This window comes from Pseudomonas sp. PvP009 (assembly GCF_017832995.1).
Taxonomy (GTDB): Bacteria; Pseudomonadota; Gammaproteobacteria; order Pseudomonadales; family Pseudomonadaceae; genus Aquipseudomonas; species Aquipseudomonas syringae.
Genome location: NZ_JAFIBG010000001.1, coordinates 4,190,182 through 4,204,864 on the forward strand (window position 1 = coordinate 4,190,182; position 14,683 = coordinate 4,204,864).

Sequence of the window (14,683 nt, forward strand, 5' to 3'; positions counted from 1 at the left end):
GGAATACTGCTCAATGCCGCAAGTAGATCCAGACTTGTTCGATCGTGGCCAGTTCCAGGCCGAACTGGCCTTGAAAGCCAGCCCCATCGCTGCGTTCAAGAAGGCCATCCGCCGAGCGAGAGACGTCCTTGATGAGCGCTTCAGGTCGGGCCGTGACATTCGACGACTGATCGAGGACCGGGCATGGTTTGTCGATAACATCCTGCAAAAGGCCTGGGATCAGTTCGAATGGAGTGAAGACGCCGACATCGCGCTTCTGGCAGTGGGTGGCTACGGGCGCGGCGAGCTGCATCCTTACTCGGACATCGATCTGCTGATCCTGCTGGACAGCGACGACCACGAAGTTTTCCGCGAACCCATCGAGCGGTTTCTGACGCTGCTGTGGGACATCGGCCTGGAAGTCGGGCAAAGCGTACGCTCGGTCAACGAATGCGCACAGGAAGGCCGCGCCGACCTGACCGTGATCACCAATCTGATGGAAAGCCGCACCATCGCCGGCCCCGAACGCCTGCGCCAGCGCATGCTGGAAGTCACCAGCACCGAGCATATGTGGCCGAGCAAGGAGTTCTTCCTCGCCAAGCACGCGGAGCAGAAAAAACGCCACCACAAGTACAACGACACCGAATACAACCTGGAACCCAACGTCAAGGGCTCTCCGGGCGGCCTGCGCGATATTCAGACCATTCTCTGGGTCGCGCGACGTCAGTACGGCACGCTTAACCTGCATGCGCTGGCAGGCGAAGGCTTCCTGCTGGGCAGCGAAAACGCCCTGCTCGCCTCCTCCCAGGAGTTTTTGTGGAAGGTGCGTTATGCGTTGCACATGCTGGCCGGGCGCTCAGAGGACCGGCTTCTGTTCGATTATCAGGTGCGCATCGCCGGATTGCTTGGCTATGAAGACAATGATGCCAAACTGGCCATAGAGCGCTTCATGCAGAAGTACTACCGAGTGGTCATGAGCATCGCCGAACTCAGCGATCTGATCATCCAGCATTTCGAAGAAGTGATTCTTTCCGACGACAGCGGTATACCACAGCCGATCAATTCACGCTTTCAACTGCACGACGGCTATATAGAAGCCACCCATCCGCACGTCTTCAAGCGCACCCCGTTTGCCATGATCGAAATCTTCGTGCTCATGGCCCAGCACCCGGAGATAAAAGGTGTGCGCGCCGACACCATTCGCCTGCTGCGTGAACATCGGCATCTGATCAACGACGAGTTCCGCAACGATATTCGCAACACCAGCCTGTTCATCGAGCTGTTCAAGTGCGAAATAGGCATTCATCGCAACCTGCGCCGAATGAATCGCTACGGCATTCTCGGCCTGTACCTGCCGGAGTTCGGCCATATCGTTGGCCAGATGCAGCATGACCTGTTTCACATCTATACGGTCGATGCGCACACGCTGAATCTGATCAAGCACCTGCGCAAGCTGCAGTACACCGAAGTGTCCGAGAAATTTCCGCTGGCCAGCAAGATCATGGGCCGCCTGCCCAAGCCGGAGCTGATCTACCTGGCCGGGCTTTATCACGACATCGGCAAGGGTCGTGGCGGTGATCACTCGGAGCTCGGCGCCGTCGACGCGCAGGCCTTCGGTACGCGCCATCATCTGCCTGCCTGGGACACCCGACTCATCGTATGGCTGGTGAGCAACCACCTGGTGATGTCGACCACCGCACAGCGCAAGGATCTCTCCGACCCGCAGGTCATCCACGACTTTGCCCAGTTCGTGGGCGACGAAGTGCATCTGGATTACCTGTATGTACTGACTGTCGCCGACATCAACGCGACCAACCCGACGCTCTGGAACTCATGGCGCGCCAGCCTGCTGCGCCAACTGTACACCGAGACCAAGCGAGCCTTGCGCCGCGGCCTGGAAAACCCGGTCGACCGCGAAGAGCAGATTCGTCGCACACAGACTGCCGCGCTGGATATTCTGGTACGCAACGGCACCGATCCTGATGACGTCGAGCAACTCTGGTCAGCACTGGGCGACGATTACTTCCTGCGTCACACCGCCGGCGACGTGGCCTGGCATAGCGATGCAATCCTGCAGCAACCGGCCGACGGCGGTCCGCTGGTGCTGATCAAGGAGACCACGCAGCGTGAATTCGAGGGTGGGACGCAGATTTTCATTTACGCCCCGGATCAGCATGACTTCTTCGCGGTGACCGTGGCGGCGATGGACCAGTTGAACCTGAACATTCACGACGCGCGCATTATCACTTCCAGCAGCAAATTCACACTCGACACCTACATCGTCCTCGACCATGAGGGTGGTTCGATCGGCAATAATCCGGAGCGCATTCAGGACATCCGCGAAGGCCTGACCGAAGCCCTGCGCAACCCGGATGATTACCCGACAATCATCAAGCGCCGCGTGCCGCGTCAGCTCAAGCACTTTGCCTTCGCCCCGCAAGTCACCATCCACAACGACGCCCAGCGCCCAGTGACGGTACTCGAGTTGCTGGCACCGGATCGTCCCGGGCTGCTGGCGCGCGTCGGCAAGATCTTCCTGGAGTTCGACCTGTCCCTGCAGAACGCCAAGATTGCAACGCTGGGCGAACGCGTGGAAGACGTGTTCTTCATCACCGACGCCAACAATCACCCGCTGTCCGATCCACAATTGTGCCGCCAGTTGCAGGATGCAATCGTCAAGCAACTGAGTGTCAACTCAGAGCAAGGCGGCGATTTGCGGATCAGCATATGAACATTCGCTCCTACGAATCGACTCAACGCAGCTCATTGAGGAACACGTTCCATGAATAACGCCATGCAACTGCTTCAACCTTACCCTTTCGAGAAGCTGCGCGCCTTGCTGGCCGGCGTAACGCCCAATCCGGAAAAGCGTCCGGTAGCGCTGTCGATTGGCGAGCCGAAGCACCGCTCCCCCGATTTCGTCGCCAAGGCGCTGGCAGACAATCTCGATCAGATGGCGGTTTACCCGACCACGCTGGGTATTCCGGCACTGCGCGAAGCCATTGCCGGCTGGTGCAGCCGTCGATTCGGCGTACCACAGGGCTGGATCGATCCGGCGCGCAATGTACTACCGGTCAACGGCACGCGCGAAGCGCTGTTCGCCTTCACCCAGACCGTGGTCAATCGCAGCGATGACGGCCTGGTGATCAGCCCGAATCCGTTCTACCAGATCTATGAAGGCGCTGCGTTTCTGGCCGGAGCCCAGCCACACTACCTGCCATGCCTGAGCGAGAACGGTTTCAATCCCGATTTCGATGCGGTCAGCCCGGACATCTGGAAGCGTTGCCAGATCCTCTTTCTGTGCTCGCCGGGCAACCCGACCGGGGCACTGATTCCGGTTGAAACCCTGAAAAAGCTCATTGCCCTGGCTGACGAACATGACTTTGTCATTGCTGCGGACGAGTGCTACAGCGAGCTGTACTTCGACGAACAAACCCCGCCGCCGGGCCTGCTCAGCGCTTGCGTCGAGCTGGGCCGCAAGGATTTCAAGCGCTGCGTGGTCTTCCACAGCCTGTCCAAGCGCTCCAACCTGCCGGGCCTGCGCTCCGGTTTTGTGGCGGGTGACGCGGAGATCCTCAAGGTTTTCCTGCTGTATCGGACTTATCACGGCTGCGCCATGCCGGTTCAGACTCAACTGGCCAGCATCGCGGCCTGGAATGATGAGAAGCACGTACGCGCCAACCGTGATCTGTACCGCGAGAAGTTCGCTGCGGTGCTCGACATCCTGAGCCCGGTGCTCGACGTTCAGCGCCCGGACGGCGGCTTTTACCTGTGGCCGAATGTTGGCACCGATGACGCTGCATTTTGCCGCGATCTGTTCGTCGATCAGCACGTCACCGCAGTACCGGGCTCGTACCTTTCCCGCGAAGTGGATGGCGTCAACCCTGGCGCAGGCCGGGTGCGTCTGGCGCTGGTGGCACCGTTGGCCGAATGCATAGAAGCGGCCGAACGTATCCGCGCCTTCCTGAGCAAGTAAAAGCCAAACCCCAAAAGATTGCCCCGCCGCATGCAACGTGCGGCGGGGTAATTAGTTACCACCTCCCGCCCGGTGCGTGAACGTACTCTCAACCTTCATTTTTCATGCTTCCAGACAGGAAGCGAACAACCATGAAGGCCAATCTCATGCCCGCATCCACTGCTCCCAAAGGCTTAAAACTGCCCGCATCCTGCTGCATGCGCAGCGCTGGAAATCACCAGGCTTCGTATGAAGCGGCGATTCGCGAAAACCCCGCTAACGCGGAAACCACCCCTGCTTACCAATCGGAAACCGGCAACAACACCGGCCAGTCAAGGCACCAGGCGCGCCTGCTGGTTTCGTTCAGCAAATACTGGGCTCGCGGGCGAACCCTGAAAGTTCTTTTCCTCAAGAACCCTCCAGCCACCCTCACAGCGCCCATCGTAGAAGCGGCAAGCAAATGGCTGCCTCATATAAATCTGAAATTCGAGTTCGTTACGGACGGGGCAAGCGATATCAGAATCGGCTTCAATGAACACCTGAACTGGAGCGCCATAGGCACCGATATCCTGCTGGCCGAGCCTGACGAGTCGACCATGGAGTTCAACCTCAAAGAGCTGTATACGGCGGATCTGAAACCCATGCCGGAACTGACGCGCATCGTGCTGCATGAATTCGGTCACGCCTTGGGCGCGGTTCACGAGCATCAGCATCCGCAGGCAAACATCCCCTGGAACGAACCGCTCGTGCGCTCACTGCTTTCGCAAACCGGATTGAGTGACGAAGAGATCAACACCAACTTTTTCGACAGGTACGAGGCCGCCGACTTCCACCACTCGCCTTACGACCGTGACTCGGTCATGCATTTCGATATCCCCAACGGCCTGACCCTCGGCGAATTCGAGATCATCAATGTGGGCAAGACGCTCAGCAGCAATGACATCGCCGTGATGGGCGCTATCTACCCGGACCGTGGCAACTCGAAATTTGAAACACCCTGACGGAAAGCGTCGGGGCACGTGCTGATCATGCGGCAATCAACAGCGCCATACGTTTCCAACGTGTGGCGTGACCGCCCGAAAAAAGTGCTGACTACTCTCGGGTTCGCAGCTTTTCCGCCACCCAGCCGACCGCCCAACTGACCGGATCATGGGACTGCATGGGCAGCAACGGCTTTCCTTCGCGGGCAGCCAGCCGGCCCTGGGCTTCAGCTTCACCGTGAATCCAGAGGGTACTCTGCTTGAATCCCTCGGCACGCTGACGCTCCCTGTAATAACGTTGCCGTACAAGCGCTTCCTGACGCTTCTTCTCTTGCTCAGACATAACGCACCCAAACTTCAAATGACGGGTAATAATTGCGCGCAGCAGCCAGCGACTCAAGCGTGAGCGGGTGAAGTTTTCTTAATGACGGTTAGCCTTATTATCTAATTTTCGTTCAGCCACCGTACTGGCGCTGTCACGACACTGAACTGACTGACGTGGCATAATAGCCGGCTAAATTGCGAGGAGAGGACGTGGGGAGTATCGAGCAAGATCAGCCACCCCACCTTAAACAATGACTTACACTCTATTTGGCATCAAAGCCTGCGACACGATGAAGAAGGCTCGTACCTGGCTCGACGAGCATTCGGCGAGCTACGAATTTCACGACTACAAGACCCAGGGCATCGACCGTGTGCACCTCGAGCAGTGGTGCAATGAACACGGATGGCAGGTTGTGCTGAACCGCGCAGGCACGACCTTTCGCAAGCTCGAAGACGGACAAAAGGCCGATCTCGATCAGGCGAAAGCCATAGAACTGATGCTCGCGCAGCCGTCCATGATCAAGCGTCCAGTGCTTGATCTGGGCGATAAAACCCTGATCGGCTTCAAGCCTGACCTGTATGCAGCGGCTTTACAGTAAGCCAGAGCGCTACTGAAAGCCCCTTGATAAAGCCACGAGGTATTTACATGTCCACCACCCTGTTCAGCCTGGCCTTCGGCGTCGGCACCCAAAATCGTCAAGGCGCATGGCTTGAAGTATTTTATGCTCAGCCTCTGATCAATCCTTCTGCGGAACTGGTCGCGGCTATCGCACCGGTTCTGGGTTACACCGGCGGCAACCAGGCAATCACCTTCAATGTCGACCTGGCCTACAAGCTGGCCGAAGCGGCCAAATCCGTTGACGCGACTCAAGCCGCACTGCTGACTCGTCTGGCCGAAAGCCAGAAGCCGCTGGTCGCGACCCTGCTGGCTGAAGACGCCACACTGACGTCGACTCCCGAGGCGTACCTCAAGCTGCATCTGCTTTCACACCGCCTGGTCAAGCCGCACGGTCTTAACCTGGCAGGTATCTTCCCTCTGCTGCCAAACGTGGCCTGGACCAGCCAGGGCGCGGTCGACCTGGTCGAACTGGCCGAGCGTCAGCTCGAAGCACGCCTCAAGGGCGAGCTGCTGGAAGTGTTCTCGGTCGACAAATTCCCGAAGATGACCGATTACGTTGTGCCGAGCGGCGTTCGTATCGCTGACAGCGCTCGCGTGCGTCTGGGCGCCTATATCGGTGAAGGCACGACCGTCATGCACGAAGGCTTCGTCAACTTCAATGGCGGTACCGAAGGCCCGGGCATGATCGAAGGCCGCGTTTCCGCTGGCGTATTCGTCGGCAAGGGCTCGGATCTGGGCGGAGGCTGCTCGACCATGGGTACGCTGTCCGGCGGTGGCAACATCATCATCAAGGTCGGTGAAGGCTGCCTGATCGGCGCCAACGCCGGCATTGGCATCCCGCTGGGTGATCGCAACACCGTGGAATCGGGTCTGTACGTGACCGCGGGTACCAAGGTCGCGCTGCTCGACGAAAACAATGAGCTGGTCAAGATCGTCAAGGCTCGCGAGCTGGCGGGTCAGACCGACCTGTTGTTCCGTCGCAACTCTCAGACCGGCGCAGTGGAATGCAAAACCCACAAGTCGGCCGTCGAGTTGAACGAAGCACTGCACGCTCATAACTGATGCTGTGTGCGGGTTCAAGGCTGACGGCTTTGAACCCGCCTCCACACGCTGGACGAACAATGCCCCTCTTCTCTCCCTGGCGCGGCGACTTCCCCGCCATCGCTGCGCTGCAACGGCAAGGCCAGACCTATCTGGACAACGCCGCCACGACGCAAAAGCCTCAGGCACTCCTCGACGCCCTGACTCATTACTACGCCAACGGTGCCGCCAATGTGCATCGCGCCCAGCATCTGCCCGGCGCACACGCCACTCAAGCGTTCGAGGCCAGCCGTGGCAAGGTCGCCCGCTGGCTGAATGCCGGCGAGAACGGCCAGATCATCTTCACCCACGGCGCAACGTCTGCGCTGAACCTGCTGGCCTACGGGCTGGAACATGAATTCGCGGCGGGCGACGAGATCGCCATCAGCGCGCTGGAACATCACGCCAATCTGCTGCCATGGCAGCAACTGGCTCAGCGTCGGGGCCTGAAACTGGTGGTTCTGCCGCTGGACATCGACGGCGTGATCGACTGCGACGCGGCAGCCAGCCTGATCGGACCGCGCACACGCCTGCTCGCAGTCACCCAGCTCTCCAACGTGCTCGGCACCTGGCAACCCCTTGCCCGCCTCATCGCACTGGCCAAGAACCAAGGCGCACTCACCGTCGTGGACGGCTCGCAGGGCGTGGTGCACGGACGCCATGATGTGCAGGCGCTGGGCTGCGATTTTTATGTGTTTTCCAGCCACAAACTGTATGGCCCGGAAGGACTCGGCGTGCTCTATGGACGCAACGAGGCGCTGCCCAGCCTCGCGCATTGGCAGTTCGGCGGCGAGATGGTGCTGACAGCCGATTATCAGCACGCGAAATTTCGTCCGGCACCACTGGGTTTCGAGGCGGGCACCCCGCCCATTGCCAGTGTGATCAGTCTGGGCGCTACCCTGAGTTACCTGGACAGTCTCGACCATCAGGCGGTTGCAGAACATGAAGCCAGACTGCACCGTCGCCTGCTCGAGGGCCTGCAGCAGCGGGACGGCATTCAAGTTCTGGGCTCGCCGGATCTGGCACTGGTCAGCTTCGTCGTCGATGGCGTTCACAATGCTGATGTGGCCCACCTGCTGACCGAGCAGGGCATTGCCGTACGCGCCGGCCATCACTGCGCGATGCCGCTGTTCAAGACCCTTGGCCTGCCCGGCGCGATTCGCGTGTCACTGGCGCTGTACAACGATTCGGACGATCTGCTGCAGTTCTTCAGCGCACTGGATCAAGCACTGGAGCTGCTTCGATGAGCCTGCCGCCCTTAGCGCAAACTGCGCTCGACAGTTTTTCCCGGCCGCAAGGCTGGGAACAGCGCGCACGCCTGCTGATGCAATGGGGTGATCAACTTGCGCCGCTGAGTGACGAAGAAAGGACCGACGACAATCTGGTACACGGTTGTGAAAGCAAGGTCTGGCTGACCGGCGAAGTCAGCGACGACGCCTGGCTGTTTCGGGCCGGCAGCGACGCGCGACTGATTCGCGGCCTGGTGGCGCTGCTACTGGCGCGTGTCAACGGCCTGTCGGAACGGGAGCTGACAGCCGTGGATTTACCTGACTGGTTCCATCAGTTGGGCCTCGCCCGCCAGCTCTCACCCTCGCGCAGCAACGGCCTGAATGCCGTACTGCAGAAGATGCGCCAGCTGACTCAAGCCTGATCGGGTGTTACAAGCGCTGGCTTGATCCGCTCCGAAGGCCGTCGCGTGCCCGCTACCAGTTTGTCCACCGCTCGGGTGGCGGCAACCATGCCAAAGGTTGCGGTCACCATCATCACTGCACCGAAACCACCGGCGCAATCGAGCTTTACGCCTTCGCCGACGAATTTCTTTTCCAGACAAATGCTGCCATCCGGCTTGGGGTAGCGCAGTTGTTCAGTGGAAAACACGCAAGGCACGCTGTAGTGACGGTTAGGCGTGCGTGAAAAGCCATAATCCCGACGCAGGGTCGAACGCACCTTGGAGGCCAGCGGGTCATTGAAGGTGCGGTTGAGGTCGGCGATCTGAATCAGGGTCGGATCGATCTGCCCGCCGGCGCCCCCGGTGGTGACCATCTGAATCTTGCGTCGTTTGCACCATGAAATCAGCGCAGCCTTGGCGTTGACGCTGTCGATGCAATCGATCACGAAGTCCATGTCCGGGGTAATGCACTCGGCCATGGTGTCGCGGGTCACGAAATCAGACACCGCGTGCACGATGCAATCGGGGTTGATCGCGCGGATACGCTCAGCCATTACCTCGACCTTCGGCCGACCGACCGTGCTGTCCAGTGCATGCAACTGGCGGTTGCTGTTACTGACACAGACATCGTCCATGTCGAACAGCGAAATCTCACCCACGCCACTGCGCGCCATCGCTTCCGCAGCCCAGGAGCCCACGCCGCCGATACCGACCACGGCCACATGAGCCGCGCGCAGGCGTGCCAGCCCCTCGACGCCATAAAGACGGGCGATGCCAGCGAAACGTGGATCTTCTGCGCTCATGACCAATACCTCAAAAACCGGCGCGCATTATAGGGGTTTGTCGACGACAAGACACCTGACTTGTTCCCGGCAGGCAAGGTCCTTATCCGTTGACGAGCTGACCCAGAGATTCAAGGGAAGTAAAAAATAATGATGTTAGAACGATCAACGCTGACTGCTTAAACGCCATTCCGTTTTTGGAAACGCCCGAGGAAAAGAGTCTAAGCATTGCAAACGGCAATGAACGAAGGCGACTAAGGTTAACCAACGCGAAGGGAACTCGCGGCACCAGCGCAACAAGCATGGAGCACATTGCAGACATGGATGACAATCTATCCAAGGGGAACATATGGCCAGCCCATTCATTAACAACAATGGCCAGCGAGGTTCCGGACTGGCCTGAAAATATCCCGGGGGTCTCATACAGCCCTTTTCGTCCTGGGCAGAGTCCGTACACGCACCTCTATCCGACCCGCGAGCAAATTACCGAAGACCTGCTGCTGATCCGGCCTTTGACTCGACACATAAGAACCTATTCAGTGGAGGGTACGCTGGCCTGTATTCCCGAGATCGCCGAGGCATTGGGCATGAGCGTCACACTCGGCGTATGGATCACTTGGGACGAGAAACATAATGACCGGGACTTGCTGACCGGCGTAGACCTGGCCAATCGATTCTCCAGCGTCCAGCGCTTACTCATCGGACATGAAGCACTGCTGCGCAACGATGTGACCGTCGATCAACTGATTGCCTATATGAACACTGCACGACGCTATGTCGAAGTTCCGGTGTCGACCTCGGAAGGATGGCAGCAATGGCACGAGACGCCTGAACTGGCCGAACATGCGGACTTCATAGCGGCTCATATACTGCCGTTCAAAGAGGCTGTGCCGGTGACCGAAGCAAGCGCACGAGTACTTGCGCGGGCTAACGAACTGAAGCTGATGTTTCCCGACAAACCCCTGATCATTTCCGAAGTTGGCTGGCCCGGCAAAGGCAACTTCAGAAGGCGCATAACAACGTATCGTGCAGAACAGTCGATTTATCTGCGTCATCAGCTCTCTCTACTCGAACAGCAAGGCCACGACTACTTTGTCATGGAAGCGTTCGATCAGCCGTGGAAGACCTCGCAAGGTTTGCCAGGGCCGCACTGGGGCCTGTTTGATGCACAGCGCAACATGAAGCTGCAACTGAAGGGTCCTGTGAAAACACGCGCCAGTTGGCAGTCGGAAATTCCGAGAATAATCGCCGGTTTGCAGCCTGACGCCTGGCGAACAACAGCGGTAATGTGCGCTGTGGCGTACGCCGTGCTGGTCTGGGTCGGTATGAGTTACGCGCAGCCGTTATCCGCATGGATAGCCCTGCCCATTGCTCTGGCATGGGCCACCTGCCTAATGATCGTCGTGGTCACACAGGGTTACGAGTTTCTGGAGTCGTTCTGGGGAGCGGAAAATCCGCGATCCTTTCCGCCAATACGTGCCTATCCAGGCCCGTGGCCCAAGGTTTCCATACATGTACCCTGCTACAACGAACCTCCGGACATGGTGAAGCTGACTCTCGACGCATTGCAAAAACTGGATTATCCGGATTTTGAAGTGCTGGTAATCGATAACAACACTCAAGACCCGAACATCTGGAAACCCGTCCAGGCGTACTGTCGACAGCTGGGAGCTCGCTTCCGGTTCTTTCACGTCAATCGGCTAAGCGGCTTCAAGGCCGGCGCCCTGAATTACCTGCTGGAATACACGGCCGAGGACGCCGGAATAGTCGCAGCCATCGACGCCGACTATTGCGTGCATCGGCACTGGCTCAAACATATGGTGTCGCACTTTGCGGACCCGGACATCGCCGTCATTCAGGTACCTCAGGATTATCGTGACGGGGACGAGAGTCTGTTCAAACGTTATTGCGAGGCCGAGTATCGCGTTTTCTTCAATATCGGCATGGTGATCCGCAACGACCACGACGCAATCATTCAGCACGGCACCATGACCCTGATTCGCAAATCCGTACTGCAGCGGCTGCGCTGGGCAGAATGGTGTATCTGCGAGGATGCTGAACTGGGATTGAGAATACTGGAGAACGGCTTTTCTACCGGCTATGCCGCCATCAGTTACGGCAAAGGGTTGATGCCCGACACTTTCATGGACTTTAAAAAACAGCGCTACCGCTGGACCTATGGTGCCATGCAGATATTCAAGCGGCATGCAGGAAGTTTGCTGGCGGGAACCGGTACCGCGTTGACGCCTGTCCAGCGTTATTACTTTATCGCCGGGTGGGTGCCGTGGATGGCAGGCGGCGTCAATTACTTCCTGGCACTGGCCGTGCTGCTGTGGTCGATGGCAATGATCGTTGAGCCCGACCTGCTTGAACCGGTGCCCTGGTTGTTTTCGGCCTCATTATTGCTGATGTTCGTTTTGGGAATATTCAAGGCGTTTACCCTCTACCAGCGGCTGGCCAATACAGACATCAAAGACGCACTGGCAGCGATGCTGGCGAGCACGGCGCTCTATTCCGTCATAGGCAAAGCCGTGCTGTCAGCATTGTTCACGTCAGGATTGCCGTTTTTTCGCACGCCCAAGCAGACTGCACACACCCGGTTCGGCCAAGCCGTACAGGAAGCCGCAGAAGATGTGTGCATGATATTGCTTTGGTGGGCTGCGATCATACTTCTCTGCATCCGAAAAGACACCATCGATCCAGACCTGGGATTCTGGATAACCATGCTTTTCGCACAATCAGTCCCTTATCTGGCAGCCATAACCATGGCCGTCCTGTCCGCTCGCGCAACCCGCCCCGCCACATCCACTGCCTGACATATCCACCGGGCGCGATAAACGACGGCCTCAGGTCGTCGTTTTGCTTTAAGATATCCGCCTTTTCGCGCCCAAAGTCTTGCTACCGGAGTTCTGTACATGACGGCCCCAGCCGACCTCTCGCCCACCCTCCAACTCGCCTGCGATCTGATCCGCCGTCCGTCAGTGACGCCGGTCGATGCCGATTGCCAGGCCGTGATGATGCAGCGCCTGGGCGATGCCGGCTTCAAGCTGGAGCCGATGCGCATCGAAGACGTCGACAACTTCTGGGCCACCCACGGCACCACCGACGGCCCGGTACTGTGTTTCGCCGGTCATACCGACGTGGTTCCGACCGGGCCGCTGCAGAATTGGCAGAACGATCCGTTCGATGCGTTGATCGACGAGCACGGCATGCTTTGCGGACGTGGCGCGGCAGACATGAAAGGCAGTCTGGCGGCCATGCTGGTGGCGGCCGAACGCTTTGTCGCCGATCACCCTGATCACAAGGGCTCGGTGGCATTCCTGATCACCAGCGACGAAGAAGGCCCGGCGCATCACGGCACCAAAGCCGTGGTCGAGCGCCTCGCAGCACGTAAGGAACGCCTGGACTGGTGCATCGTCGGCGAGCCGTCGAGCACCACGCTGGTCGGCGATGTGGTCAAGAACGGTCGGCGCGGTTCGCTGGGGGCCACGCTGACGGTGCGCGGCAAGCAGGGCCATGTGGCTTACCCGCATCTGGCGAAGAACCCGATTCACCTGGCCGCTCCGGCCTTGGCCGAACTGGCTGCCGAGCATTGGGACCACGGCAACGATTTCTTCCCGCCAACCAGCTTCCAGATTTCTAACCTGAACGCTGGCACCGGCGCCACCAACGTCATCCCCGGCGATCTGGTGGCGGTCTTCAACTTCCGTTTTTCCACCGAGTCGACCGTAGAAGGCCTGCAACAGCGCGTGGCCGATATCCTCGACAGGCATGAACTCGACTGGAACGTGGACTGGGCATTGTCCGGCCTGCCGTTCCTCACCGAGCCGGGCGCGTTGCTGGACGCTGTGTCCTCCAGCATCAAAAGCGTAACGGGCCGTGAGACTAAAGCCTCGACCAGCGGCGGAACCTCCGATGGTCGTTTCATCGCCACCCTCGGCACCCAAGTGGTCGAACTGGGGCCGGTCAACGCAACGATCCATCAGGTCAACGAACGTATTCTGGCCAGCGACCTCGATGTGCTGACCGAGATCTACTACCAGACTCTGGTCAAGTTGCTCGCCTGATGCTGACCTGCCCGATCTGCTCAGCGCCGCTCAGCACTGCCGACAACGGCGTGGTGTGCCCGGCCAATCACCGTTTCGACCGAGCCCGTCAGGGTTATCTGAACCTGTTGCCGGTGCAGCACAAGAACAGTCGCGACCCTGGCGACAATCAGGCCATGGTCGAGGCGCGACGCGACTTTCTCAATGCCGGGCACTACGCTCCGGTAGCCCGGCGTCTGGCTGAACTGGCCGCCGAGCGATCCCCGGCGCGCTGGCTGGACATCGGCTGTGGCGAAGGTTATTACACCGCGCAGATTGCCGAAGCTTTGCCCCATGCCGATGGCTATGCGCTGGACATCTCCCGCGAGGCGGTCAAGCGCGCCTGCCGTCGTGACCCGACGCTGACCTGGATGGTCGCCAGCATGGCCCGTGTGCCACTTCCGGATGCCAGTTGCCAGTTTCTGGCCAGTGTGTTCAGCCCGCTGGACTGGCAGGAAGCCAAGCGCTTGCTGACCCCGGGCGGCGGACTGATGCGGGTCGGCCCGACCAATGAGCATCTGATGGAGCTGCGTCAGCGGCTCTATGATGAAGTGCGCGATTACGCCGACGACAAGCACCTGTCGCTGGTGCCACAAGACATGCAGCTGCAACACAGCGAAACCCTGCGCTATACGCTGAAGCTGATCGACAGCCAGTCCCGCGCCGATCTGCTGGCCATGACACCTCACGGCTGGCGCGCCAGCGCCGAACGTCGGGCAGCGGTCATCGAGCAACCAGGACCTTTCAAGGTCACCGTTTCCATGCGCTACGATTATTTCGTACTGCAATAAGCATTCAACAGAGGCCCCCATGCGCCAACCCGATATCGAGATTTACCTGAAAGACGAAGACGTCGATCACAAGGCAATCGCCCAGTGGCTCGGCGACGCGCTGGGCTCCTGCAGCGACTGGAAGCAGAAAGGCCAGACCTGGAAATGCACAGCGGGCACTGTAGCCGTGACCTGGTTGCCCAGAGCAGTCGGCAAATGGAACAGCCTGCATCTGGACAGCGATCAGACCCCGTGGGAAGACGACATCGCCTGCGCACGCGCCGCATTCAAGGCCTTGAACGTCGAAGTACGTTGCGCCCCGGGCACCTGGGTTGAAGAAGAAAGCGACGAAACTGCTGACCGCTGGATACGCGTCAGTGCCGACGGTGAGGAAGAGATTACCTGGCGAACCGCGTAAGACTTTTCGCCGCGACGTTCCT

Annotated in this window: 13 protein-coding genes; 11 read left to right on the forward strand and 2 right to left on the reverse strand. The window is 59.2% G+C overall.

The features are described from left to right. Positions 1 to 13: 13 nt before the first annotated feature. From JOE29_RS17960 to JOE29_RS17970, 3 genes are all read left to right on the forward strand, one after another. On the forward strand, positions 14 to 2,710 hold the full coding sequence (locus JOE29_RS17960) for a [protein-PII] uridylyltransferase (protein WP_032658445.1): 2,697 nt from the start codon (positions 14 to 16) through the stop codon (positions 2,708 to 2,710). A 51-nt stretch (positions 2,711 to 2,761) separates the two neighbouring features. Further along, the gene (dapC, locus tag JOE29_RS17965) at positions 2,762 to 3,955 is read left to right on the forward strand and encodes a succinyldiaminopimelate transaminase (RefSeq protein ID WP_137983430.1); all 1,194 of its coding nucleotides are present in this window, start codon (positions 2,762 to 2,764) and stop codon (positions 3,953 to 3,955) included. 131 nt (positions 3,956 to 4,086) lie between these two features. Next, positions 4,087 to 4,935 carry a matrixin family metalloprotease gene (locus JOE29_RS17970; protein ID WP_210079729.1) on the forward strand — a complete coding sequence of 283 codons (849 nt, stop codon included), beginning with the start codon at positions 4,087 to 4,089 and terminating at the stop codon, positions 4,933 to 4,935. A gap of 91 nt (positions 4,936 to 5,026) precedes the next feature. Here JOE29_RS17970 and JOE29_RS17975 read toward each other — a convergent pair whose 3' ends face one another. Next, the gene (locus tag JOE29_RS17975; protein WP_003314288.1) at positions 5,027 to 5,257 is read right to left on the reverse strand and encodes a hypothetical protein; all 231 of its coding nucleotides are present in this window, start codon (positions 5,255 to 5,257) and stop codon (positions 5,027 to 5,029) included. A gap of 232 nt (positions 5,258 to 5,489) precedes the next feature. Here JOE29_RS17975 and JOE29_RS17980 point away from each other — a divergent pair, with 232 nt between their 5' ends. Genes JOE29_RS17980 through JOE29_RS17995 form a run of 4 tightly spaced genes read left to right on the forward strand, consistent with a single transcriptional unit; the run spans position 5,490 to position 8,588 of the window. Beyond that, positions 5,490 to 5,837: an ArsC family reductase gene (locus JOE29_RS17980; RefSeq protein WP_032658440.1), complete on the forward strand. Its 348-nt coding sequence runs from the start codon at positions 5,490 to 5,492 to the stop codon at positions 5,835 to 5,837. Positions 5,838 to 5,884: 47 nt separating this feature from the next. After that, the gene (gene dapD / locus JOE29_RS17985; protein WP_003339600.1) at positions 5,885 to 6,919 is read left to right on the forward strand and encodes a 2,3,4,5-tetrahydropyridine-2,6-dicarboxylate N-succinyltransferase; all 1,035 of its coding nucleotides are present in this window, start codon (positions 5,885 to 5,887) and stop codon (positions 6,917 to 6,919) included. Positions 6,920 to 6,978: 59 nt separating this feature from the next. Next, positions 6,979 to 8,184, forward strand: coding sequence for a cysteine desulfurase (locus JOE29_RS17990; RefSeq protein ID WP_024650244.1), 1,206 nt, complete (start codon positions 6,979 to 6,981; stop codon positions 8,182 to 8,184). Next, complete coding sequence (locus JOE29_RS17995; protein ID WP_003339602.1) at positions 8,181 to 8,588, forward strand: SufE family protein; 408 nt, start codon at positions 8,181 to 8,183, stop codon at positions 8,586 to 8,588. Before JOE29_RS17990 ends, JOE29_RS17995 begins: the two co-directional genes overlap by 4 nt. Here JOE29_RS17995 and tcdA read toward each other — a convergent pair. After that, entirely contained in the window at positions 8,579 to 9,409 is an 831-nt protein-coding gene (tcdA, locus tag JOE29_RS18000) for a tRNA cyclic N6-threonylcarbamoyladenosine(37) synthase TcdA (protein WP_058443934.1), read from the reverse strand. The two genes, JOE29_RS17995 and tcdA, sit on opposite strands and share 10 nt — an antisense overlap. A gap of 353 nt (positions 9,410 to 9,762) precedes the next feature. Here tcdA and JOE29_RS18005 point away from each other — a divergent pair, with 353 nt between their 5' ends. The 4 genes from JOE29_RS18005 (at position 9,763) to JOE29_RS18020 (ending at position 14,661) form a co-directional block, all read left to right on the forward strand. Then, entirely contained in the window at positions 9,763 to 12,204 is a 2,442-nt protein-coding gene (locus tag JOE29_RS18005; protein ID WP_245226892.1) for a glycosyltransferase, read from the forward strand. Between the two features lie 99 nt (positions 12,205 to 12,303). Beyond that, a complete protein-coding gene (dapE, locus tag JOE29_RS18010) occupies positions 12,304 to 13,455 on the forward strand; it encodes a succinyl-diaminopimelate desuccinylase (protein WP_210079731.1) in 1,152 nt (383 codons plus the stop codon). Further along, a complete protein-coding gene (locus JOE29_RS18015) occupies positions 13,455 to 14,264 on the forward strand; it encodes a putative RNA methyltransferase (protein ID WP_044311831.1) in 810 nt (269 codons plus the stop codon). The genes dapE and JOE29_RS18015 overlap by 1 nt, the downstream gene beginning before the upstream one ends. Positions 14,265 to 14,283: 19 nt before the next feature. Continuing rightward, positions 14,284 to 14,661, forward strand: a complete 378-nt coding sequence (locus tag JOE29_RS18020) for a hypothetical protein (protein WP_003306646.1) — start codon at positions 14,284 to 14,286, stop codon at positions 14,659 to 14,661. Positions 14,662 to 14,683: the final 22 nt, after the last annotated feature.